General features: G+C 74.5%; 15 protein-coding genes. 6 read left to right on the top strand and 9 right to left on the bottom strand.

Annotation, left to right across the window (positions count from 1 at the left end; translation table 11 throughout):
* Positions 1-84 precede the first annotated feature (84 nt).
* Positions 85-726, top strand: coding sequence for a DUF2207 domain-containing protein (locus IE294_RS02045; RefSeq protein ID WP_229916988.1), 642 nt, complete (start codon positions 85-87; stop codon positions 724-726).
* A 76-nt stretch (positions 727-802) separates the two neighbouring features.
* Here the strand turns inward: IE294_RS02045 and gcl are convergent, their stop codons facing one another.
* Positions 803-2,590, bottom strand: a complete 1,788-nt coding sequence (gene gcl, locus IE294_RS02040) for a glyoxylate carboligase (RefSeq protein ID WP_189881618.1) — start codon at positions 2,588-2,590, stop codon at positions 803-805.
* Positions 2,591-2,814: 224 nt separating this feature from the next.
* On the opposite strand from gcl, the gene IE294_RS02035 reads away from it, so the two are divergent.
* Positions 2,815-3,630 carry a collagen-like protein gene (locus IE294_RS02035; RefSeq protein WP_229916987.1) on the top strand — a complete coding sequence of 272 codons (816 nt, stop codon included), beginning with the start codon at positions 2,815-2,817 and terminating at the stop codon, positions 3,628-3,630.
* A gap of 228 nt (positions 3,631-3,858) precedes the next feature.
* Here IE294_RS02035 and IE294_RS02030 read toward each other — a convergent pair whose 3' ends face one another.
* Together IE294_RS02030 and IE294_RS02025 are read right to left on the bottom strand one after the other, a co-directional pair.
* Complete coding sequence (locus IE294_RS02030) at positions 3,859-5,451, bottom strand: AMP-binding protein (protein WP_189881617.1); 1,593 nt, start codon at positions 5,449-5,451, stop codon at positions 3,859-3,861.
* A complete protein-coding gene (locus tag IE294_RS02025; protein WP_189881615.1) occupies positions 5,448-7,121 on the bottom strand; it encodes an AMP-binding protein in 1,674 nt (557 codons plus the stop codon). Before IE294_RS02025 ends, IE294_RS02030 begins: the two co-directional genes overlap by 4 nt.
* 115 nt (positions 7,122-7,236) lie before the next feature.
* Here IE294_RS02025 and IE294_RS02020 point away from each other — a divergent pair, with 115 nt between their 5' ends.
* The 3 genes from IE294_RS02020 (at position 7,237) to IE294_RS02010 (ending at position 12,110) form a co-directional block, all read left to right on the top strand.
* Positions 7,237-8,067 (top strand): helix-turn-helix transcriptional regulator, encoded by an 831-nt coding sequence (locus tag IE294_RS02020; RefSeq protein WP_189881613.1) that lies wholly within the window; start codon positions 7,237-7,239, stop codon positions 8,065-8,067.
* A 185-nt stretch (positions 8,068-8,252) separates the two neighbouring features.
* Entirely contained in the window at positions 8,253-11,075 is a 2,823-nt protein-coding gene (locus IE294_RS02015; RefSeq protein ID WP_189881611.1) for an ATP-binding protein, read from the top strand.
* A gap of 243 nt (positions 11,076-11,318) precedes the next feature.
* Positions 11,319-12,110 carry a S1 family peptidase gene (locus IE294_RS02010; RefSeq protein WP_189881609.1) on the top strand — a complete coding sequence of 264 codons (792 nt, stop codon included), beginning with the start codon at positions 11,319-11,321 and terminating at the stop codon, positions 12,108-12,110.
* A 113-nt stretch (positions 12,111-12,223) separates the two neighbouring features.
* Here IE294_RS02010 and IE294_RS02005 read toward each other — a convergent pair whose 3' ends face one another.
* Entirely contained in the window at positions 12,224-13,360 is a 1,137-nt protein-coding gene (locus tag IE294_RS02005) for a winged helix DNA-binding domain-containing protein (protein WP_189881607.1), read from the bottom strand.
* 118 nt (positions 13,361-13,478) lie between these two features.
* Between IE294_RS02005 and IE294_RS02000 the strand changes: the two genes are divergently transcribed.
* On the top strand, positions 13,479-14,321 hold the full coding sequence (locus tag IE294_RS02000) for a patatin-like phospholipase family protein (protein ID WP_189881605.1): 843 nt from the start codon (positions 13,479-13,481) through the stop codon (positions 14,319-14,321).
* A gap of 176 nt (positions 14,322-14,497) precedes the next feature.
* Here IE294_RS02000 and IE294_RS01995 read toward each other — a convergent pair whose 3' ends face one another.
* The 5 genes from IE294_RS01995 to IE294_RS01975 form a co-directional block, all read right to left on the bottom strand.
* Positions 14,498-15,817 (bottom strand): ABC transporter substrate-binding protein, encoded by a 1,320-nt coding sequence (locus IE294_RS01995; RefSeq protein ID WP_189881603.1) that lies wholly within the window; start codon positions 15,815-15,817, stop codon positions 14,498-14,500.
* On the bottom strand, positions 15,814-16,908 hold the full coding sequence (locus IE294_RS01990; protein ID WP_189881592.1) for a GlnX family signal transduction membrane protein: 1,095 nt from the start codon (positions 16,906-16,908) through the stop codon (positions 15,814-15,816). Before IE294_RS01990 ends, IE294_RS01995 begins: the two co-directional genes overlap by 4 nt.
* Positions 16,905-18,593, bottom strand: a complete 1,689-nt coding sequence (locus IE294_RS01985; RefSeq protein ID WP_189881589.1) for a vWA domain-containing protein — start codon at positions 18,591-18,593, stop codon at positions 16,905-16,907. The genes IE294_RS01990 and IE294_RS01985 overlap by 4 nt, the downstream gene beginning before the upstream one ends.
* Positions 18,594-18,665: 72 nt before the next feature.
* A complete protein-coding gene (locus IE294_RS01980; RefSeq protein ID WP_189881587.1) occupies positions 18,666-20,933 on the bottom strand; it encodes a serine/threonine-protein kinase in 2,268 nt (755 codons plus the stop codon).
* Positions 20,930-22,621, bottom strand: coding sequence for a trypsin-like serine peptidase (locus IE294_RS01975; protein ID WP_189881586.1), 1,692 nt, complete (start codon positions 22,619-22,621; stop codon positions 20,930-20,932). Before IE294_RS01975 ends, IE294_RS01980 begins: the two co-directional genes overlap by 4 nt.
* Between the last annotated feature and the right edge of the window lie 74 nt (positions 22,622-22,695).

The following is a 22,695-nucleotide window of genomic DNA, read 5'->3' as shown; positions in this document are numbered from 1 at the left end:
GGGCCCGTCGGCACGGGGGCGACGGGCCCCGTACGGGGGTGTCTGATGAGCCGTACGACGTCGAATCCGCCGGACCCTCGCGCGGTGGCGCTGTTGCGCGGGGGCGACCGCGCCGCTCTCACCGTCGCCGTGCTCGGGATGCATCTGCGCGGGGCGGTCGAGGCGGGCCGGCCGGGCACGCTGCGCAAGACGGCGACCGGCGGCACCGAGCCCCTCCGGCATCCGCTGGAGAAGGCCGTGCGTACCGCCCTCTACCGGCCCGCCGGTCCCCGGGAGCTGCCCGCCCGAGCGGTGGTGCGGCGGGCCCTCGCCCGGATGCGCGCCGAGCTGGCGGCGGAGGGGCTGCTGCGGGTGCTGCCGCCCGGCCGCACCCGTGCCGCCCGCCGTCTGCTGGCGGATCTCCGCGAGCGCCGTCCGCTCCCCGAGGGGCCGGACGGACTGGCGGAGGACGAGGTGCTGCTCGCCGTCGCGCTGTACGGCGAGCGGGCCCTGACCGCTCTCGCCCCGCGTTTCGCCCGCGAAGCGGGGCTCACCGGCCGGGGCGCGCTCGCGGACGAGGGCCGCTTCCCGTTCGGCCGGGGCACCGCCTTCCGGTACGTCGTGGGGGACGAGGGCGCGTACGACGGCGGGGACGGCGGTGGGTACGGGGGTCACGGCCACGGCGGGCACGACTACGGGGGCCACGACTACGGGGGCGGGTTCGGCGGAGGCGGCGGGTTCGACTGAGGGCCGGGCGGGTGCGCGTACGACGCGGGGGCGGCCCGTCCGGATGACGGGCCGCCCCCGCGGTGCGCGCGGTCGGTCAGACCTTCAGCGGCTTGATGGACGTCGGCGCGTGGCCGGGCTCGGTGGCCAGGTCCTCGAACTCGCTGATGTCGCTGATGTCCATGGTGCGGCTCATGGAGATGTTGGTGATCCGCTCCAGGATCGCCTCGACGACGACCGGCACCCGGTACTCGGCGGCCAGCTTCTTCGCCTGCTCGAAGGCGGCGCCCAGCTCGTCCGGCTCGGTGACCCGGATCGCCTTGCAGCCCAGCCCCTCGGCCACCTTGACGTGGTCGACGCCGTAGACCCCGATCTCGGGCGTGTTGACGTTCTCGAACTCCAGGTTCACCTGGAAGTTGATGTCCAGGCCGAGCTGCGCCTGCCGGATCAGGCCCAGGTAGGCGTTGTTCACCAGCACGTGGACGTACGGGATCCTGTGCTGCGCGGCGACCGCCAGCTCCTCGATCAGGAACTGGAAGTCGTAGTCCCCGGAGAGCGCGACGACCGGGGAGTCCGGGGCGGCCTTGGCGACGCCGATCGCGGCCGGGATGGTCCAGCCGAGCGGGCCGGCCTGGCCGCAGTTGATCCAGTGGCGCGGCCGGTAGACGTGCAGCATCTGCGCGCCGGCGATCTGGGAGAGGCCGATCGTGGTGACGTACCGGGTGTCCGGGCCGAATGCCTTGTTCATCTCCTCGTACACGCGCTGCGGCTTCATCGGCACGTTGTCGAAGTGGGTACGGCGCAGCAGCGTGGCCTTGCGCTCCTGGGTGGCGGCGACCCAGTCGGAGCGGTCGGGGAGCCTGCCCCCGGCCTTCAGCTCCTCCGCCACCTCGACGAACAGCTCCAGCGCGGCCCTGGCGTCGGAGACGACCCCGTAGTCCGGCGGGAAGATCTTGCCGATCTGGGTGGGCTCGATGTCGACGTGGACGAACGTGCGGTCACCGCGGTACACGTCGAGCTTGTAGCCGGTGTGGCGGTTGGCCCAGCGGTTGCCGATGCCGAGGACGAAGTCGGAGGCCAGGAAGGTGGCGTTGCCGTAGCGGTGCGAGGTCTGCACCCCGACCATGCCCGCGTTCAGCTCGTGGTCGTCGGGCAGCGCGCCCCAGCCCATGAGGGTCGGGATGACCGGGGTCCGGGTCAGCTCGGCGAACTCCACCAGCAGGTCGGCGGCGTCGGCGCCGATGACGCCACCGCCGGCGATGATGACGGGACGCTCCGACTCCAGGAGAAAGGCGATGGCCTTCTCGATCTGGGCCAGGGTCGCGGCCGGCTTGTAGACGGGCAGCGGCTCGTACGTCTCCGGGTCGAACTCGATCTCGGTGAGCTGGACGTCGATCGGCAGGTCGATCAGGACCGGGCCGGGGCGGCCGGAGCGCATCAGGTGGAACGCCTGCTGGAAGACGCCGGGGACCTGCGCGGCCTCCAGGACGGTCACCGCCATCTTCGTCACCGGCTTGGCAATCGAGGCGATGTCGACGGCCTGGAAGTCCTCCTTGTGGATCACGTGGGTGGGCGCCTGGCCCGTGATGCACAGGATCGGGATCGAGTCGCCGATGGCCGAGTACAGGCCGGTGATCATGTCGGTGCCGGCCGGTCCGGAGGTGCCGATGCAGACACCGATGTTGCCCGGCGCGGTCCGGGTGTAGCCCTCGGCCATGTGCGAGGCGCCCTCGACGTGGCGGGCGAGGGTGTGGTTGATGCCGCCGCCCTCCTGGAGGGCCTTGTAGAACGGGTTGATCGCCGCGCCCGGCACACCGAAGGCGTCGGTGACGCCCTCGCGCTTGAGGATCTCAACTGCCGCGCGGGCAGCGGTCATACGAGCCATCGAGTACTCCTGCTTCGGCTGTCGGATGCGTACTCCCGTCGCGCCCCGCGGTGAGCACCCACATCTTCCGCATAACGGAAACTGACTTCTACTATCTGGAAGCAATGTAAGGGGGTGGGGCAAGGCCGTCAAGAGTGCTCCGGACACCGGCAAGCGCCGGACAGGAGCGGCCGGAGAGGAGCACCATGGGAGCGCCGTCCCGACGCGACGCCTTGGAGTGGGCCATGCCCGAGAGCGTTCCGGTGCGTTGCCCGGCCTGCCGGCGCGCACACGTCTACACCGCGCCGGCGTATCCCTGTGCGTGCGGGGCACCGACCGCGCCCCGGCTGGATCCGGCGGCCGAACCGGCCGTGGCGGCGCACCGCGCCTGGAACGACGAGTGGCTCACGCTGCCGTGCGCCGCCTGCGGGCGCCTGGGCCACTGGCCCCACCCGGAACTGGGCTGCCCGTGCGGCACGGTCCTGCGCATCCCGGTGACGGGGGCGCGGGCGGCGGAGCCGACGGCGGGGGCACGGGGACCGGCCGGCGCATGGGGATCACCGGGGACGCCGGAACCGGCCGGCCCCCAGGCCCCGTCGGGCCCACAGGGACCCGCCGGCCCGCCGGAACCGGTCGGCACGCACCGTCCCCCCTTCCAGCCCCGCACCATCCGTACCGCCCGGGACGCCGTCACCACCGCCGTGCTCTACCTCCGCTGGCTCGGCTACCGGGACATCCGCCGGGCGGACCAACGGCCGCCGAACGGCATCGGGCTCGCGGCCCACGGGCTGCTCGCCCAGGTGGACCCGACCGTGCGGCCGGCCGGGCCGAGGGACGTGGAGTGCCTGTGGCTGACGGCGATGACCGAGTCCGCCGCGTGCGTGTACTTCTCCCTCGCCGGCTACACCGACGCCGCCCGGTCCGGCGCGGACGCCCTCGTCGTCCCGCTGTTCGTGCTCGACCTCGCGGGCGTCCCGCAGCCGGTGAACGACCCCGCCGACACCCTGCACACCACGGGCGCCCCGGAGCGGGGAACGAGGGCCCGGGACGAACTGGCCTGACCTCCCCTCTTCGCCCGGCGCGGACGAGCGCCGTGAGAAGAGGGCCTGGTGAGAGCGCCGGCGACGCTCGCCGGCCCGCACCGGACGCGTGGCGAGGGGTTCGCGGGGCGGCGCCGGGAGCTCCCGCCCGACGCTCCCCGGGCCGAGCGCGCCGCCGACCGTGCGCTCGCCCGGGGACCGCCGTGGAACGTTCACCGCCTGCTCGCTCCCGGCCGTTTCACTCCGGGATCACACCGCGTACGTGTCCCGCAGCTCCACCTTGCGGACCTTCCCGGACACCGTCATCGGGAAGGTGTCGAGGAGCTGGAGCCTGCTGGGGACCTTGTAGTGCGCGAGCCGCCCCGCGCAGAAGTCCCGCAGTTCCTCCAGGGTGAGGGGGTCGGCGGGGTCGATCGGGATGACACAGGCGAGGACCTCCTCGCCGTACCGCTCGTGCGGCACCCCGACGACCTGGACGTCCCGGATCTTCGGGTGGGCGTACAGGAACTCCTCGATCTCGCGCGGGTAGATGTTCTCGCCGCCCCGGATGATCATGTCCTTGATCCGGCCGACGATCTCGACGTACCCGTCCTCGCGCATCACCGCCAGGTCCCCGGTGTGCATCCAGCGGCCCGCGTCGATGGCCTCGGCCGTCTTCTCCGGCTCGTTCCAGTAGCCGAGCATCACGCTGTAGCCGCGCGTGCACAGCTCTCCTGCCGCGCCCCGCGGTTGGGTGACCCCGGTGGCCGGGTCGACGACCTTGACCTCCAGGTGGGGCAGGACCCGGCCGACGGTGGCGGTGCGGTGCTCCAGGTCGTCCTCGATCCGTGTCTGCAACGACACCGGGGACGTCTCCGTCATGCCGTAGCAGATGGAGACCTGCTCCATGTGCATCTCGGCCACCACCCGCTTCATCACCTCCACCGGGCACGGGGAGCCCGCCATGATGCCGGTGCGCAGGCTGGAGAGGTCGTAGGAGGCGAAGTCGGGGAGGTTCAGCTCCGCGATGAACATGGTCGGGACGCCGTACAGCGACGTGCACCGCTCCCGCTGCACCGCCTCCAGCGTGGCCGCCGGGTCGAAGGACCGCGCCGGTATGACCATGCAGGCGCCGTGCGAGGTGGCCGCCAGGTTGCCCATGACCATGCCGAAGCAGTGGTAGAAGGGCACCGGGATGCAGATGCGGTCCTGCTCGCTGTAGGCGATCGACTCGCCCACGAAGTACCCGTTGTTGAGGATGTTGTGGTGGGAGAGGGTGGCGCCCTTCGGGAAGCCGGTCGTGCCCGAGGTGTACTGGATGTTGATGGGGTCGTCGCAGGACAGCTCCGCGTACGGCACCTCGGGCGTCGCCCGCCGCAGCAGTTCGTCCCAGCTCGGGTCGCCGATGTACACGATGTCGCGCAGCTCGGGGCAGTTGCCCCGCACCTGTTCGGCCATCGCCCGGTAGTCGCTCGTCCGGTGGCTGAGGGAGGCCACCAGCAGCGAGACGCCCGACTGTCTGAGGACGTACTCGGCCTCGTGGGTGCGGTAGGCCGGGTTGATGTTGACCATGATGGCGCCGATGCGGGCGGTGGCGTACTGCACCAGCACCCACTCCGGGCAGTTGACCGCCCAGATGCCCACCCGGTCGCCCTTGGTGATCCCGCCGGCCGCCAGGGCGCGGGCCAGCTCCTCGACGGCCGCGCCGAACTCGGCGTACGTCCAGCGCCGCCCGGACGGCACGTCCACCAGGGCCTCGCGGTCCGGCCAGGCCGCCACGGCCCGGTCCAGGTTGGCGCCGATGGTGTCGCCGAGCAGGACGGTGGGACTCGTTCCGTGCGTGTACGACAACCGCGCGGTCACCGGAAGTCCTCCTCGCGGTACTCGCTCTCCGAGCCGGCCGCCGTGGCCTCGCGCAGCTCGATCCGGCGGATCTTGCCGGAGACGGTCTTGGGCAGCGCGCCGAACTCCAGCCGGCGGATGCGCTTGTACGGCGCGAGCACGTCACGGGAGTGCTCGAAGATGACCTTGGCCGTGTCCGGGCCGGGCTGCCAGCCCTCGGCGAGGACGACGTACGCCTTGGGCACCGCGAGCCGCAGCTCGTCCGGGGCGGGGACGACGGCCGCCTCGGCCACCGCCTCGTGCTCCAGCAGGGCGCTCTCCAGCTCGAACGGACTCACCTTGTAGTCGGAGGCCTTGAAGACGTCGTCGCTGCGCCCGATGTAGGTGAGATACCCCTCCTCGTCCCTGGTGGCGATGTCCCCGGTGCGGTAGTAGCCGCCCGCCATGGCCTCCGCCGTGCGGTCGGGGTCACCGTGGTAGCCGGTCATCAGGCCGACCGGGCGCGCGGCGAGGTCGAGCGCGATCTCGCCCTCGGTCGCGCCGGGCGCGCCGGAGACCGGGTCCAGGAGTTCCACCCGGAAGCCGGGGCTGGGACGGCCCATGGAGCCGGTCTTCAGCTGCTGGCCGGGGCTGTTGGAGACCTGCACGGCCGTCTCGGTCTGCCCGAAGCCGTCCCGGACGGCCACCCCCCAGGCGCGCCGGACCTGCTCGATGACCTCGGGGTTGAGCGGCTCGCCGGCGGCCACGATCTCGCGGGGCGGGGTGCGCAGCTGCCCGAGGTCGGCCTGGATGAGCATCCGCCACACGGTCGGCGGCGCGCAGAACGTGGTCACGCCGGCCCGGTCCATCTCGGCCATCAGCCGGGCCGCGTCGAAGCGGGTGTAGTTGAAGACGAAGACGGTCGCCTCCGCGTTCCACGGCGCGAAGAGGTTGGACCAGGCGTGCTTGGCCCAGCCGGGCGAGGAGATGTTCAGGTGGACGTCACCGGGCTTGAGGCCGATCCAGTACATGGTGGCCAGGTGCCCGACCGGGTACGAGGTGTGGGTGTGCTCGACCAGCTTGGGGCGGGCGGTCGTCCCGGAGGTGAAGTAGAGCATCAGCGGGTCGTCGGCCAGCGTCGGGCCGTCCGGGACGAAGTCGGCGGGGACCGCGTAGGCGTCCTCGTACGGCTCCCAGCCCTCCTGCGGCAGGCCGCCGACGGAGATCCGGGTGTAGGCGCCGGGCACGTCGGCGAACTTGGCGGTGTCCTCCGCCCGGACGACGACGTGCTTCACCCGCCCCCGCTCCACCCGGTCGGCGAGGTCGGCCGGGCCGAGCAGCGGGGTGGCCGGGATGACGACCGCGCGCAGCTTCATCGCGGCCAGCGCGGTCTCCCACAGCTCGGCCTGGTTGCCGAGCATGACGAGGACGCGGTCCTCGGCGGCGACCCCGCGCTCGCGCAGCCACCGGGCCACCCGGTCGGACCGTTCGGACAGCTCCGCGAAGGAGAGCCGGGTCTCGGTGCCGTCCTCCTCGACGATGTGCAGCGCGGTGCGGTCGTTGCCGTCGGCGATCTCGTCGAACCAGTCCAGCGCCCAGTTGAAGTGCTCGGGCCGGGGCCAGCGGAAGCCCTCGTAGGCGGTGGCGTAGTCCTCTCGGTGTTCCAGCAGGAAGTCCCGTGCCCTGCGGAACATCTCCGTCGCCGTCGTCATCGGTTCTCCTCCTATGCTCCGGACCATTGCCGGGCGGCTCTCTGGCATCGTCTAATCCGTGATGCGGGTCTCACTACCCCCGAACGGGGGGGTGCGCGGCCGAAAGGGCGAACGGGTGACGGCAGACGCGGTGGGGGCGGTGGAGATCGGTGGCGCGCTGGCACGGCTGCGGCGGGCGACGGGGCTCCCGGTGGCCTTCGGTGGCCTGGTGGAGTCCGGCCGGCCGCAGATCCGGATCAGCGAGCTGAGCGGCACGACCACGGCCGCGCTGCGCTCGCTCGCGGTGACCTCCGGCAGCGGGCTCGGCGGCAAGGCGGTGGCGCTGGCCCGGCCGTGCGCGGTGACCGACTACTCCAGCTCACGGCAGATCAGCCACGAGTACGACGTGCCGGTGGCCGCCGAGGGCATCCACGCGGTGCTCGCCGTGCCGGTGGTGGTGCGGCGCCGGGTGCGCGGGGTGCTGTACGGCGCGCTGCGCTCGGCCCGGCCGCTCGGTGACCGCGCGCTGGGCGCGGCGGTGGCGGTGGCGCGGGACGTGGAGCAGACGCTGGTGGTGCGGGACGAGGCACGGGAGCTGCTGGCGGCGGCCCGGCCCGAGCGGACCTGCACCGGTGAGAACGCCGTGTGGGAACAGGTGCGCGAGGCGCATGCCGCGCTGCGGGCGCTGGCCCCCCGGATCGCCGACCCGGAACTGCGGGCCGAACTGCTGGCCGCGTGCGGGCTGCTGACCGCGCCGCCGCGAGCCGGGGGCGTGGCCCTGGCGCCACGCGAGGTGGACGTGCTGTCCTGGGTGGCGGCGGGGGCCACCAACGCGGCGGTGGCCGAGCGGCTGGGCATCGGCCCGGAGACGGTCAAGGGATATCTGCGTTCGGCGATGCGGAAGCTGGGCGCGCACACACGGGGGGAGGCGGTGACCGCGGCGCGCAGGGCGGGACTGCTGCCGTAGCCCGAAGCCGGCCGGGAAACCTGACGGTCATGAAACCTGTCGGTTAGGAAACCTGACCATTCATCCGGTGCCACTTTGAATTTCCCTCTGCTTGACCGTTTGTTATTTCCCTCACCAGGGCTTCCGTCCGAATTTCAAGGATCGTTGCCTAGAATTTGGTCCGGACACGACACACGAGGGGAGCGGTGACCGTGCGACGGGACTTCCAGGAGCCTGCCAGGTGCCGCCCCGACCTGGTCATCGGCCGCGAGGAGCTGTTCGCCGGCGCCCGTGGGCAACTCGCCTCCGGGGGCAGTGTGCTGCTCCACGGCCCCGCCGGAATAGGAAAATCCACCGTCCTGCGGGCATTGGCCGAGGAATACGGCGCCACCGCGCGCACGGTCTTGCGCTGCTCGGCGACCGAGTCCGAATCCCACCTCCCCTTCCTCGCCCTCGCCGACCTCCTCGGCCTGGTCCTCGACGAGGTCTCCCCGCGGCTGCCCGCCGCCCAGCGCACCGCCCTGGAGTCGGCGCTCACCGGCCGCGGCGAGTCCAGCCTCCAGCGGGACGGACTCGCCCTGCGCCTGGCCGTGCTCTCCGCGCTGCGCGCCCTCGCCGCCCACGGCCCCGTCCTGGTCGTCGCCGACGACCTCCAGTGGCTGGACCCGGCCAGCGCCGAACTGCTCGGCTTCGCCGCCCGGCGCCTGGAGGGCACCCCGGTGCAACTGCTGTGCGCGGTCCGCACGGAGGGCCGGCAGAGCCAGGAGTACGACCGCCACCTGCGCGCCTGCCCGCCGGGCACCCTCGCGGTCCGGCTGGGCCCGCTCTCCCGCACCCAGGTCGCCGAACTGCTCGACCACCGCGGCCACGGCTGCCTGTCCCGCTCCACGGTCCGCGAGATCCACCGCACCAGCGGCGGCAACCCGCTCTTCGCCCTGGAGCTGGGCCGCGCCCTCGCCGACAGCCCCACCCCGCCCCGGCCGGGCGAGCCACTGCCCGTGCCGACCTCGCTGCGCGCCCTGGTGCTCAGCCGGCTGGACATGCTCTCGGTGGAGGCCCGCCGCACCCTGCTGGTGGCCAGCGCCGGCGCCCGCCCCACGCCGGCCCTGCTGCACGCGGCCGGCCGGGAGAACGCCGAGGCCGAGTGCGCCCAGGCCGCCGAACTCGGGCTGCTGGCCACCGAACCGGATGCCCCGGCCGTACGGTTCGCGCACCCGCTGATATCCGCCGCGCTGTACGCGGAGGCGCCCGCCCACGAACGGCGGGCCGCGCACGCGGCGCTGTCCACCGCCGCCTCCGACCCGATCGAACGGGCCCGGCACCTGGCCCTGGCCACCACCGGCACCGACCCGGAGGTCGCCGCCCGGCTCGCCGAGGCCGCCGCCCTCGCCCGGGACCGCGGAGCGCCCTCGGTCGCCGCCCAGCTGGGGCTGCTCGCCGCCCGGCACACCCCCGCCGACGGCGCCCCCGGCCCGCAGGAGCGCCGGCTGACGGCCGCCGAGGACGCGATCACCGCCGGCGAGGTCGACCTGGCCCGGGACATCGCCCGGGAGGTGCTCGTCCGGGCGACCGTGCCCGCCGACCGGGTGCGGGCCTGGATGATCGTCATCGACACCGCCGGCCACACCATGGCCGAGGTCGACGCCGTCTTCCCGCAGGCCCTCGCCGACGCCGGCGACGACCCCCGGCTGCTCGCGCTGGTCCACTACCAGCTGGCCTGGCGGGCGCTCATCGTGGAGGGTGACTTCACCGAGGCCCGGGAGGCCGCCGCGCACGCCGCCGAGCTGGCCGCCCGCGGCGAGGACCGCCGCACCGAGCTGCTCTCCCTCGCCTTCCAGGCGCAGACCGAGACCCTGATGGGCCATCCGGAAGCGCCCCGCACCATCAAGCGGGCCCTGAAGGAGCCCCAGGACCCCCGGGTGGCGTGGCATCACAACGGCGCGGGCAGCGCCCGGTTCCGCTGGCTGGTCATGGGCGACCAGCTGGCCGAGGCCCGGACCACCGTCACCGCGCTGCTGCGCGAGGTGCGCCGGCGCGGCTCGGTGGAGAGCGAGGTGCACTTCCTGCGCGGCCTCGCCGAGACCGAGCTGCGCGCCGGGCACTGCGGACGCGCCCTGGAACTGGCCCGCGACAGCCTGCGGCTCGCCCGGGACTCCGGGATCGGCGAGACCGCCTCGGCGATGCTCACCTCGCTCGCCGAGGCCTCCGGCGGCGACGTGGACCGCGCCCTGGCCCTCGCCCGGGAGGCGGTGGAGCACGCCGAGGAGGACGGCGACCAGATGTACCTGTCCCGCGCGCTGGGCGCCCTCGGGTACGCCCAGCTGGTCGCCGGGGACCCGGCGGGCACCGTGCGCTCGCTGCGCCGGGTGCGCACCCTGGAGCTGGGCCTCGGCATCACCGACCCGGCCCGGGGCCGCTGGCACGGCGACCTCGCCGAGGCACTCGTCCGGACCGGTGAAGCGGCCGAGGCGCAGGACGTCATCGACGTCAGCCGGGAACACGCGCTGCGGCTCGGCCGGGAGAGCGTCCTCGCCGTGCTCGACCGGTCCGAGGCGCTGGTGCGCGCCGCCCGGGGCGACCTGGAGGCCGCGCTCGCCCAGCTGACGTCCGCTCAGGACCGGCTCGGCAAGCTCGGCTACGCCCTGGAGGAGGCACGGGCCGCGTTCGCGCTGGCCCGGCTGCGGGGCGGCCCGCGGCCCGGACCGGCGGTGTTCGACGAGGCCACCCGGATGTTCCGGCGCTGCCGGGCGCTGCCCTGGCTGCGCCAAGTGGACGAATCCCCGGCCACCGCCGAACCGGAAGCGGCGCCGGCCGTGCCCCAGGCGCCGGCCGCGCTGCACGCGCTGGCCGCGATGGAGCGTCAGGTCGCCGCGCTCGTCATGGAGGGCGCCACCAACCGGGAGATCGCGGCCCGGCTGTTCATCAGCGTGAAGACGGTGGAGGCGACCCTGACGCGGGTCTACCGCAAGCTGGGGATCCGCTCGCGGGTGGACATCGTCCGATTGGCGGCAGGTCACCGCGCGCCCTGAGCGGGGCTCTTGTTAACTGAACCGGACCGAGGGTTTTCCCTCACCCAACCCCCTAGGGGGTTCCCTCATTGGGAGCCGAGGGTTCCGGGTCCTAGCGTAATGGGCGTGCCGCTCGCCCGGGCACATGGGGTCGGTCCCTCCCCCACTCTCGGCTTCGCTCGAGCGGGGGTGCCCCCGCCCCATGCAAACCCCCCACACAGACCCGCGCGATCCCCCACCGGTGCAACCCCACTGAGGAGACTCATGTTCGGGCTCACACGTGCAAGAAAGACCGCCGCGACCGTGGTGGCCACCGCCGCCGCGGCGGCGTCCGCGCTGCTCGCCTCCCCCACGGCGAGCGCCGCCCCTCAGCCCATCGTCGGCGGTACGACCACCACGACGACCGCGTACCCGTTCATGATGCAGATCACGGACGCGTCCCAGAACCAGTTCTGCGGCGGCACCCTGGTGGCGCCCAAGAAGGTGGTGACGGCCGCGCACTGCATGGTCGGCGAGACCACGAGCAGCGTCCGCGTGGTGGGCGGCCGGACCTACCTCAACGGCACCAACGGCACGGTGAGCCGGGTCAGCGGCATCTGGATCGACCCGGACTACACGGACGCCACCAACGGCGACGACGTGGCCGTGCTGACCCTCTCGACGTCGATGCCGTACACCACGGCGAAGTACGTCTCCTCCTCCCAGACGAGCGTGTACGCGGCCGGCACCACCGCCCGCATCCTCGGCTGGGGGACCACCTCGGAGAACGGCGGCTCCTCCAACCAGCTGCGGACCGCGACCGTCCCGGTCGTGTCCGACTCCAGCTGCCGCTCCTCCTACGGTTCGGACTTCGTCCAGTCCGACATGGTGTGCGCCGGATACACGTCCGGCGGCGTGGACACCTGCCAGGGCGACAGCGGCGGTCCCCTGCTCATCGGGGGCGCCCTGGCAGGGATCACTTCCTGGGGCGAGGGGTGCGCGGAGGCCGGTTACCCGGGTGTCTACACCCGGCTGACCACCTTCTCGGACCTGGTGACCGCGCAGGTCGACTCGTGACCCGGAAGACTTCCCGAGCATCCCTCGGGTGACGGCCGGGGGGCGTTGCGGGCCACCACGAGCGGCCCGCAACGCCCCCTCTCCACCGCTTTCGGTCGCATCGGCCGGCGCCCTCACCGCCGTACGACGTCCCCGAACCGGATGTCGTACGCGGTGCCGGGGTGCATGACCGCGAGCATCCGCTCCGCCTCCGCGGTCACCTCCTCCCGCCGCGCCCTGCCCGGCTCGGCGAAGGTCTCGATGACGAGGGTGGCGCCGTCGAGCTTCCACAGACCGGCCAGGAAACCGTCGACCAGCAGCGTGCGGTGGGCCTGGTTGCCCTGCCGGTGCCGGCCGCGGTGCGCGGGCGGCACGACACGGGTGCGGTCGGCGTGGGAGAGCAGCAGGTTGTCGAACTCGGGCAGGAAGCGGGGCGGTGCGGGGGTGGCCGGGTCGGGGCGCGGGGCGTCGGGGAGGTCGAAGAGTTCGACGCCGTCCGGGTCACGGAAGGTCAGCAGCCGGGGGCGCAGGCGTTCGAAGGCGGGCCCCAGGCGGGTGAGTCCGGCCCAGGTCTGCATGTCCCGCACGGAGGCGGGGCCGAAGGCGGCGAGATAACGCAGGACCACGGCGTCCGGCTCCGGGGCGGGTTCGGCGGGACGGCCCAGCCAGTGCTCGGCGGTGGTGAGGGCGACCTGGCCGCTCCCGTCCCACAGACCGCGCGGGGTCACCTGGACGAGCGGGAGCGTGCAGCGGGCCGCGACGGCGAGGGCCCGCGGGTCGGCGTCCGGCCACTCGGCGCCGAGCGCCGCGCGCAACTGGGCCATGGTCCGTGGCTTCGCCTCCACCAGTTCCCGGGCGACGGCCGCGAGCCGGTCCGGGTCGACGCCGGTCAGCCCCGTGCGGAAGGTGCCCAGCTCGCGGTCGCGGGCGGGCTGGACGAAGGGCCGCAGGGCGAGGCAGTCGCCGGCGGTGTGGGTGTGGATCGTGGAGCGCAGCGTGACGATCCGGGCCACGTCCCGGCCGGCCATGAGCGCGGACAGCCGCTCCGGCGCGAAGCCCTCCAGCCGGGCGGCGAGGGCGTAGTACGGGGGCCTGGTGTTCTGCGCCTGGAGCCCGAGGAGATGGCTCACCGCGTCCCCGGCCGGCCGCGCGGACCGGCTCAGCAGGAGCTGCCGGGCGAGGGTGGCGCGGTTCAGCGCACGGACGTCCATGACCGGCGCGCTTCCCGGACCGCTCCGGACACCGCTGTGCTTCCCGCTGCTCTGGGTCATGGCCGCACGCTAACGCCCCTAGCGGACAACGCCTGTCCGCGATGCCCGGCGGTTGTCCCTCCGCCGCCGCCTGTGGTGTCGTACCCCGAAGATCAAGGATTCTGCGGGAGGGGCGGGCATGGGCGAGGCGTTGGTGCTGGGCGGCGGGGGTGTCGGTGGGATCGCCTGGACCACCGGGGTGCTGGCGGGGCTCGCCGAGGCCGGGCGGGACGTGACCGGCGCCGGTCTGCTCGTGGGGACCTCCGCCGGGTCCACCGTGGCGGCGCAGGTGGGCAGCGGGCTGGGTCTGGAGGAGCTGTACGCCCGGCAGGTGGATCCCGCCCGGCAGGCCGCCGAGATCATGGCCGAGATGGACCTGGAGAAGTTCGCGGCGGAGATCGGCGCGGCCATGGAATCGGCCGCGTCCATGACGGAGTTGCGGCGCGCGGTCGGGCAAAGGGCCCTGGACGCGCGGACGGTCTCCGAGGCGGAGCGCCGCGCGGTGATCGAGTCCCGGCTGCCGTCCCACGGGTGGCCGGAGCGCGCCTTGAAGATCGTCGCGGTGGACGCGGAGAGCGGTGAGCCGCGGGTCTTCGACCGGGCTTCGGGCGTGCCGCTGGTCGACGCGGTCGCCGCGAGCGGCGCCGTGCCGGGCGTGTGGCCGCCGGTGACGATCGGCGGGCGCCGGTACGTGGACGGCGGGGTGCGGTCCGCCGCCAACGCCGACCTCGCCGCCGGTGCCGACCGGGTGCTGGTGCTGGTGCCGCTGGGTGCCGCCGAGCCCTTCCCCAGCGACCGGCCGCTGGAGCGGTCCGTGGCGGAGCTGCGCGCGGGGGGTGCCGAGGTCGTGGTCGTCGCGCCCGACGAGGCGTCCGCCGCGGCGATCGGCGACAACCCCCTCGACCCGGCCACCCGCCGCCCGGCCGCCGAGGCGGGCCGCGCCCAGGGCCGCGCGCTCACGTTCCCCTGGACGCGGGGCTGACCGGGCCCGCACGCCGGCGGGTTCACGGGGCACGGCCGCGGGCCGAGGGCCGAGGGCGGCCTGCCCGTACGCCGCCGGGGCGTGACGCGCGGTCGTGCCCTGACGGCGCCTCCGCCGCGCGTCGGCCGTTGACGCCGTCAATGCCGTTAACGCCGTACGGGCGCACACCGACGGCTTCACGCCGTGCGGTCGCACACCGACGGCAGCCAGGTCAGGCCCGAGGTGTGGCTGAGGGTGTCCAGGGAGTGCAGGAGGTCGTCCAAGTGGCCGGGGTGGGCGAGGAATTCGATCGCCGCCTCGGCGAACGCGTCCCGTACCGCGGGCGGCATCGCGTCGGAGGCGTCGAAGCAGTGCACGGCCCGCCGGTCGCGGAGGGTGAGCGCCAGGGAGCGGCGCCAGTCCGGGTCGGTGCCGCCGGCGGGCGGGACGCCGGTGTGGACGGAGAACCCGGACTGCTGGGCGCTCCAGGCACGTTGGGCGTCGGCGGAGGCCAGGTACCGGATCAGCTTCCTGGCCGCAGGGGTGGCGTGCAGCAGGGCGACCAGGTCCCCGGAGACCTCCCACGCGCGGTTGGCGGGGGCGCCGAGGAGCAGCCGGGCGGAGGGCTCGTAACGGCCGTCGACGTCCTTCCAGGCGTGCTGGCGGCCCCGGATGAACGACGCCTGGTGCTCCAGCGTGCAGCCCCGCGGGCTCGCGGTGACCGGTCGTGACGCCACCTCGTACGGGGTCTTCAGGGCCCGCCGGACGAGGTCCGGGTCGCCTCCCGCGCCGACCAGGTCGCGCCAGGTGGTCCAGGCCGTCCTGACCTGCTTCGATCTCCAGGGCAGTGCGCCGCGCGCCCACTGCTCGTAGACGCCCGGACCGTACCGTTGCAGCAGGATGTCCTCGATCCAGTCGGTGCCGGGCCAGCCGCTGGTGGCACCGGAGCCCATGCCGACGCACCACGCGGCCGGCCGGTGCGCCGCCTGCTGCCGCTCCTGCTCCCCGACGTCGGCCGGGTACCAGACGATGCTCTTCAGGTCGGCCTTCAGGGGGAACCAGTACACGTGCCCGCCCGCCAGCGGCATGGCCCAGGACGGGCCGAAGTCCGCCCGGTCCACCAGGTCTTCCAGTGGAAGCAGGTGCTTCTGCCGGGCGTACTCGGCGAGTTCGCCGGGCCCGGTGAGCACCACGACGTCGGGCGGCGTCCCGGCCTCGACGTCGGCGCCGAGCACCTGGCTCTCGGCGTTGCTGCCCTGGTAGTCGACATGGATGCGGTACTTCCGCTCGAACGGCTCGACGACCGCCTTCCGGAAGGTGTCCTCGTCCTCACCGGTCCAGTTGGCCAGCAGGGTGACGGTCGGCTCCTGCCCGACGGCGCGTACGCCCACCACGACGGCCGCCACCAGCAGGGCCAGGCAGCTCGCGACCACCGTGACGATGCGGACCGGGCGGCGGGAGGGGCGGGACCGGGTGCCGGGGGCGGCCGTCGCGGAGCCGCCGGGGTGCGCGTTCACCGGGGCCTGAACCGGTAGTCGTCGATGTGCCGCCGCAGGCCCGTCTCGGCCAGTGCCATCAGCAGGACGCCTCCTATCAGGATCCACACCGCCGCCGACGCGCGGAAGCCGGTGTGCGCCAGGTACGAGGCGGTTTCCCGCCCCGCGACGGGTATGAGCCGCCCGGGCAGCGGGCTGTCGAGCAGCTGCCGGGTGTCCGCCATCCCCCGCTGGGTCCATACGGTGAACAGCACGGCGATGGCGACACCGGCCGCCGACAGCGCCAGGGCGGCCAGGAGCCGGCGGTTGTACCGGCGCCGGAAGCGGCGGCGCAGGAAGAGCTGGGTCTCCAGCAGCGCGGCCCAGAGGGCGAGGGCCAGCAGCAGGGTGACGCTCCAGGCGAGCCACAGCAGCGGGCCGAACGAGGTCTGCCGGTGCACGGCCGCCCGCTGCTGCCGTTGCAGCGCCTTCAGGCGGTCCTGTATGCCCGTGCCCTTCTCCGTCAGGATGCTGGTGGCATAGCTGCGGTAGGCCTCGCGCAACAGGCTGCCGTCCGGCTGGAGCTGGGACTTCTGGACCTTGACCGCGTAGACCGTGATCAGCCCGGCGATCGTCTGGAGGGCCTGCCGGCCCGCCGGCCCGCCCACGTCGTCGTCCGCGGCGGCGGCCGACAGGCTCTGCGCGGCGACCGAGATCTGCTTCTGGAAGTCGCTGGTCGGGGCGGGTGCGCCGGCGTCCCGTTCGGCCTGGCCGAGCGCGTACAGCGCGGTGTCCAGGGACAGGACGGCCGGGGCGCTGGAGGTGCGCAACGGGTTCGCGTCGCCGTGCACGCCCTGGTACGACACGAACAGCGACAGCGCGAGGAGGGCCGACAGGGCCAGCAGCAGGCGGTGACGGACGGTCAGGTCGTGGGCGGTCGTGCTGCCGCCGTCCGCCGGGCGCGGACCGGTACCGGGGAGCCGGACCCACGGGCGGGCGAGGCGGCGCGGCGCCCTGCCGAGGGCACGGTGGTCGGCGGGGCGGGCCCGTGCGGGGCGTGGGCTGGGCGGGGCCGCCGGCTGCGCGCCGGTCGCGGGGCCGGTGCCGGGTGTCGTCCCGCTGCCGGTGGTCATGCGGGCGCCCCTCTCAGCGGCCGGCCGCACCTGCCGCCGCAGTAGACGGAGTCGGCCGGACCGAGCCACTCGCAGCCCGGACACTCGACGAGTCCGTCGGGGCGGACGGGGAGGGACGGCCCGGCGGAAGCGGGCGGGACGGCTTCCTGAGGCACAGCGGAGCCCGGCGAGGCGGCCCCCTGTGGCACGCCGGAACCCGGTGGGGTGCCGGAACCCGGTGGGGTGCCGGAACCCGGTGGGGTGCCGGAACCCGGTGGGGTCCCGGCACCCTCGGCGCTCCGTGCGGCGGCACCGCCCTCCGCCGGACCCTCCGCCGAACCCGCCGCCGGCTGTTCCGGTGGCGTCGTCAGGGCGCTGGAGAGGATCAGGTGCTGCCAGTCGACGTCCTTCAGCCCGGTCCGGACCCGGCCGGTGCCCGGCGCGGCCTCGATCAGCCGGAGCGCGCCGAGCAGGTGGGTGTCGCCCAGTTCGGCGGCCAGCGCGAGCGCGCGGGTGAGGTCCCGGTCCGCGGTGTCACGGCCGTCCGTGCCGCGCAGCCAGGCCCGGTAGGCACCGGCGACGGCGGCGCTCGCCTGCTGGTACAGCTCGTGCCGGCGGACCCCGGGATGCTGCCGGGAGGCGTCCAGCGGGTTGTCGGTCCAGCGCACCAGGACGGGCTGCGGCGCGGGCAGCCGTACCGGCCGGCCGAAGTCGGGTACGGCGATCTCCACGGCGGCGAGCTGGAGGTCCTCGCCGGTCTCGCGGCCGGTCGGGTCGGCGGTCAGGACGACCTGGAAGTGCCGTACCTCGTCGCCCCAGGCGCGGGTGACGTACTCCGCGCCGCGCCCGCCGGAGCCGGCCGGGACGGGCGGCAGCTCCTGTTCGCTCGGGACGACCTGCTTGACCTGACGGATCACCGTGCCCGGGGTGGGGGTGAGCCGGATGCGCAGCTCGGGCACCGCCGTGCCGAGCAGTCCGGCCACCAACTCCTCGTAGGCGGCGGCCAGTTCGGACTCGGCACGAACGGCGCGGGCGCGGCCGTGCAGCCGCCGGGTGATGCGCAGCAGCAGGTCGGCGTCCCAGTCGTCGCCGATGCCCCAGGCGTCGCAGACGAACCGTCCCTCGCAGGCGTCGAGGGCGGTCTCCAGGGACATGGCGGCCCGGTGGTCGTGCTCGTTGCGCCCGTCGGTGAGCAGCAGGACGTGTTTCACGGGGGCGGGGTGGTCCTTGAGCAGCCACCGGGCGAGGTCGAGCCAGGTACCGATGGCGGTGCCGCCGTCCGCGTCCAGGATCCGTACGGCGCGTTCGGCGGCCTCGCGTTCGCCGGAGCCGGCGACGGCGAGCACCGCGCTGCCGGCTCCGGGGTGGACGAGGGTGGCGTCGAACCGTCCGGAGAGCACGGCGAACGCGGTGCCGTCGGGCAGCATCCGGACCGCCGCGACGGTGGCGTCCTTGGCCGCGTGCAGTTTGGCGGCGGGGTGGAGCATCGAGCGGGAGGTGTCGACGATCAGCACCTCGGCGAGCGCGGGCCCGGTGCCGGGCACGGGCGCGCCGGGGTGTCCCGGGCGGCCCCGGCTCCTGACCCCGATCTCCAGGATGGCGTGCATCTCCGGGTCGGGGTGCCGCCCGGCGGGGTCCGGCGCGACCGGCAGTTCCTTCTGCTGGCCGACCGCGAGCGTCACCTCGGTCTCCTCGGCCACGGTCATCGCTGCCTCTTCCCAAGTGGTCCAGAAGGTCGTCCCCTGCGGGCGTCGGGTTCCCGGAGGGCCGTGCGGGGTTCAGAACGTGGTCATCGGCCGGACCGCGTGGGCCAGGTCGAGGAGCCGGCCGTGTTCGCCGGCGGTGCGGGCCTGGGCGGCCAGTTGCCGGAACGAGTGCTCCAGCCGGGCGCGCAGGCCGTCCTCGTCCCCGGGTCCGAGGAGCTCCCCGGCGGGGAAGTCCGGGCCCCAGCCCTGGGCCGGCCGGCCGTGCAGGGCGTTCTCGCGGACCTCGGCGACCAGCCGGGCCCGGGACTCCCCGGCCGCCGCGCCGCCGTCCAGGCGCAGTTCGGGCAGCCGCCGGGCGGCGTCCCGCAGGCCGGCCGGGGTGGGCGGGTCGCCGTGCAGGACGCCGGCGCGGACGCGGACGGCCGCGATGCGGGCGGCGTCGTGGTGCCGGGAGGTGGCGGGCACCTCGTCGAGGACGTGGACGGCGGCGTCCCGGTCGCCGCCGGCCAGGTGGCCGCGGGCCAGGCCGAACGCGGCGGCGGTGTGCGCGGAGTCCCGTTTCCAGACGGCTTCGTAGTACCGCATGGCCCGCGTGGGGCGTCCATGGCCCGTGGGCCGGGAGCCGGAGTGTTCGGCGCAGTAGCCGAGGGCGAGCTTGGGCACGTACTCGCCGGGCAGGGCCCGGTAGACGGCGTCGAAGCGGGCACCGGCCGGCTCCACCTCGCCCTTGCTGAGGTGCAGTACGCCGTGGTGCCAGGCGATGCGCCAGTCATGGGCGGCGCGTTCGCCGAGCTGGGTCTCGGCCTCGGCGAGCCAGCTCTCCGCCGCCTGCTGCTCGCCCTTCCTGAGGTAGGCGCGGCACAGCCACAGCGCGGTCTCGGGGGTGCCGAGGCGGGATTCGCGTGGCCACTGCCGGGCGACCCGGTCGGGGGCGTCGGGCGGGAAGGTGTCCAGGAGCAGGGCGGCGCCGTCGTCGGGGTCGGGCAGCGGCTCGGGCAGGGCGCCGGCCACCTCGGCGGCGGCGGGCGGGGAGGCGTCCAGGCCGGCGGGCCGCTCGCCGGGGCGGGTGGTCCAGTGGTCCAGGGCGGGGATGGCGCCGAGTCCGGCGTCGAGGCTGGCGCCGGTCGCGCGGAACCGGGTGGAGCTCTCCGGCAGCTGCTCGCCGAACTGGAGCGAGCGGAACTCACGGAGGACTTCCCACAGTTGGCGGGACATCTCGGCGGCGGAGCGGAAGCGGGCGCGGGGTTCGGCGTGGGTGGCGCGGGCGATGAGGCGGCGGAAGGAGTCGGGGGCGAGGCCGCGGGCGGGTTCGGTGTTCCGGGCCAGGGCCTGGAGGGTCATGCCGACGGTGTAGAGGTCGCTGTCGACGTGCCAGCCGCGCCGGTCGATCTCCTCCTGGGGCGGGGCGTAGCCGGCCGTGTGGACGTGGGCGGAGGTGCGGTCGCCGATGGCGCGGACGGCGCCGAGGTCGATGACCTTGAGCGCCCGCCCGAAGTGGATGACGTTGGCGGGCTTCATGTCGCAGTAGAGCAGCCCGCGTTCGTGCATGTACTGGAGGGCGCCGAGGATCTTGCAGCCGTAGGTGAGGACGTGGTCGAGCCGGGGGCGGCCGTGGAAGATCCGCTCGACGTCGTCGGCGTCGAAGAGCTGTTGCAGGGAGCGTCCGCCGATGTAGTCCATGACCAGGTAGCCGGTGGGCGGGCGGCCGGGGGCCCGGTGTTCGGCGTAGGTGATGATGCGGACGATGTCGGGGTGGTGCAGGTCGGTCAGGGAGCGGCGCTCCTCGACGGCGGTGCGGCGGGCGAGGGCGTCGTGGACGTTGATCTGGCCCTTGAGGACGACCCGGTGGCCGGCGGCACGGGTGTCCTCGGCGAGGTACACCCAGCCGAGGCCGCCGTGGGCGAGGCAGCCGAGGACCTGGTAGTGGTCGGCGACGATGTCGCCCCGGGTGAGCTGCGGCCGGAAGGAGTAGGGCGTGCCGCAGCGGGGGCACCGGCCGGTGTCGCGGGCGGGCTGGCCGCCGTAGCCGATGCCGATGGTCATGGTGCAGCCGTTCGCGCCGCAGCGGCGGCCCCCGGTGGGCGGTCGCGGGTCCTCGACGAGGACGTCGTCGGGGACGGGGACCTCGGGCAGGACGACCAGTCCGTGCTGGTCGAGTTCGCCGGTGCCGGCGACGGCGTGCACGGCCGCCGGGCCGGGGGGCTCGGGCTCCTCGGCGGCGCCGGCCGGGGGCCGGGCCTGCGGTGCGGTGCGCGGTTCTGCGTGCCGGTGGCCGCAGGTGTCGCAGTAGCCGGTGCCCATGATGCGGCCCGCGCAGCCGGGCCGGACGCACGAGGTCACGAGGCGCCCTCCTCACCGGGTGGGGTGGCGGAGCAGAAGCCGACGAACCGCTCGACGGCGGCCTCGGCCCGCTCGATGTCGCAGGGGGTCTGCCGCAGCAGCGAGACGGCCTGTTCGTAGAGCCGGTACGCCGCCACGACCCGGTCGCCCTGCGTGGCGGCCCGCTGCCGGCACAGCGGCCACTCGGCGCCGACGCGGCCGAGGAGTTCCTCGCGGCGGCGCAGCCGGGCGTCGAGCAGGTCGACGGCCTTCTCCAGGCGGCGCCGGCGGCGGCCGACGGCGTCCTCGAAGGTGAACAGCAGTCCGGCGCGCGCCGGTGCGCGTTCCTGTTCGGGGGCGTGGTCGATCCAGGCGCGCAGCATGCGGCTGCGCCTGACGCCGGCCTCGGCCCGGTCGAGGAGCCGCTGGGTGCCGGGCGGGGGCAGGACGCGGTCCCGGCGGGCGTCGAGCGCGGGCCCCAACGCGTCGGTGATGTGGTCGAGTTCGGTGTGCAGGCGGGCCCAGCGTGCACGCAGCGGCCGGTGCACGAGCAACTCGATGGCCTGCTCGGCGCGTTCCGCCCGGTCGCGGAAGACCAGCAGCAGCCGTGCGCCCTGCCGGGCGAGCCGGTCCAGCAGACCGAGCAGCGCGTCGGGTTCGGCGGCCTCGTCGACGGCGACCAGGACGGCGGCGAGCGGGAGGCGCAGCGTGCCGAGCCGTTCGGGCCGGGGGTCGTCGCGGATGCCGAGGCGTTCGGCGATCCGGTCCATGACCTCCGCGGCCGTCAGTCCCTTGACGTCCAGGGCGAGGTCGTGGGCGCCGGCGGGGGGCACGGTCTCGGGCGGGTCGTGGCTGACGGCGCTGGTGTTGCGGTGGGTGCGCAGCTCGCGGTCGGCGAGGGTGACGGCCCGTTGCAGGGTCCAGGCGCGGTCGCCGCGCGCGGGGACGACGGTGACGAGCACCGGCCAGCCCTCGCCGCGGAACCAGGAGGCGAGTTCGCCGGCGAACGGGACGTCGAGCCGGCCGGCGCCCGCTCCGGTGCCGGTGCGCAGCCGGGGGTCGACGGCCTCGGCGCCGTCGGTCCAGGCGGCGACCTGCGGCAGATGGCTGAGGATGGTCTCGGTGGGGCTCATGTAGCTGAAGGCGGAGCGCGGGCCGTCGTCCACGCTCAGGACGATGCCGATGACCTGGTCGGTGGCGTGGTCGACGACGCCTCCGCCGCTGAAGCCGTGGTCGGCGAGTTCTTCGGGGGTGAGCGGGCGCAGTTGCACCTGGCTGTCCCGGCCGCGCGCGGCGACCAGGGTGGCGCCGTGCCAGCGCCCGCCGTCGTCGCCGCGCGGGAAGCCGTACATGCTGACGGGGCCGTGGGGGGCGGCGAGCCGGTAGAGCCGCGTGGTGTGCTCGGCGGGCAGTGGTGCGTCCAGGCGCAGCAGGGCGAGGTCGCCGCTGCGGTCGCCGAAGGTGTCCTCGCTCTGCGGTACGTGTTCGTCCGGGCGGACGGTGGCGGTCACGGCGGCCAGGCCGGGCACGCCGACCAGGCGGACGGTGTAGCGGTGGCCGGGACCGACGACGTGCGCGGCGGTGAGGACCCGCTCGGGGGCGAGCAGCACGCCCGCGCCCAGGACCCGGCCGTCCGGTGTCTCGATGCGCGCGATCCAGGACGGTGTCCGTAAGCGCGATGCGACGACTCGCTCCCCCGTGCGCGTCATGGTCCTGAGGTTACTCCGCGTACCCGCCCGGTACTACTGGTGTGCACGGGGTCGTCGCGGCAGTCGCACCCTCG

The organism is Streptomyces canarius (genome assembly GCF_014650735.1).
In the GTDB taxonomy this organism is placed as follows: Bacteria; Actinomycetota; Actinomycetes; order Streptomycetales; family Streptomycetaceae; genus Streptomyces; species Streptomyces olivaceoviridis.
Note: the sequence above shows the minus strand (reverse complement) of the source record. Positions and strands in the feature narration are given on the sequence as shown.

Coding starts and splice junctions, on each gene's coding strand:
- gcl (WP_189881618.1), bottom strand. CDS start 2,590: ATGGCTCGTATGACCGCTGCCCGCGCGGCAGTTGAGATCCTCAAGCGC.
- IE294_RS02035 (WP_229916987.1), top strand. CDS start 2,815: ATGCCCGAGAGCGTTCCGGTGCGTTGCCCGGCCTGCCGGCGCGCACAC.
- IE294_RS02025 (WP_189881615.1), bottom strand. CDS start 7,121: ATGACGACGGCGACGGAGATGTTCCGCAGGGCACGGGACTTCCTGCTG.
- IE294_RS02010 (WP_189881609.1), top strand. CDS start 11,319: ATGTTCGGGCTCACACGTGCAAGAAAGACCGCCGCGACCGTGGTGGCC.
- IE294_RS02005 (WP_189881607.1), bottom strand. CDS start 13,360: ATGACCCAGAGCAGCGGGAAGCACAGCGGTGTCCGGAGCGGTCCGGGA.
- IE294_RS02000 (WP_189881605.1), top strand. CDS start 13,479: ATGGGCGAGGCGTTGGTGCTGGGCGGCGGGGGTGTCGGTGGGATCGCC.
- IE294_RS01990 (WP_189881592.1), bottom strand. CDS start 16,908: ATGACCACCGGCAGCGGGACGACACCCGGCACCGGCCCCGCGACCGGC.
- IE294_RS01985 (WP_189881589.1), bottom strand. CDS start 18,593: ATGACCGTGGCCGAGGAGACCGAGGTGACGCTCGCGGTCGGCCAGCAG.
- IE294_RS01975 (WP_189881586.1), bottom strand. CDS start 22,621: ATGACGCGCACGGGGGAGCGAGTCGTCGCATCGCGCTTACGGACACCG.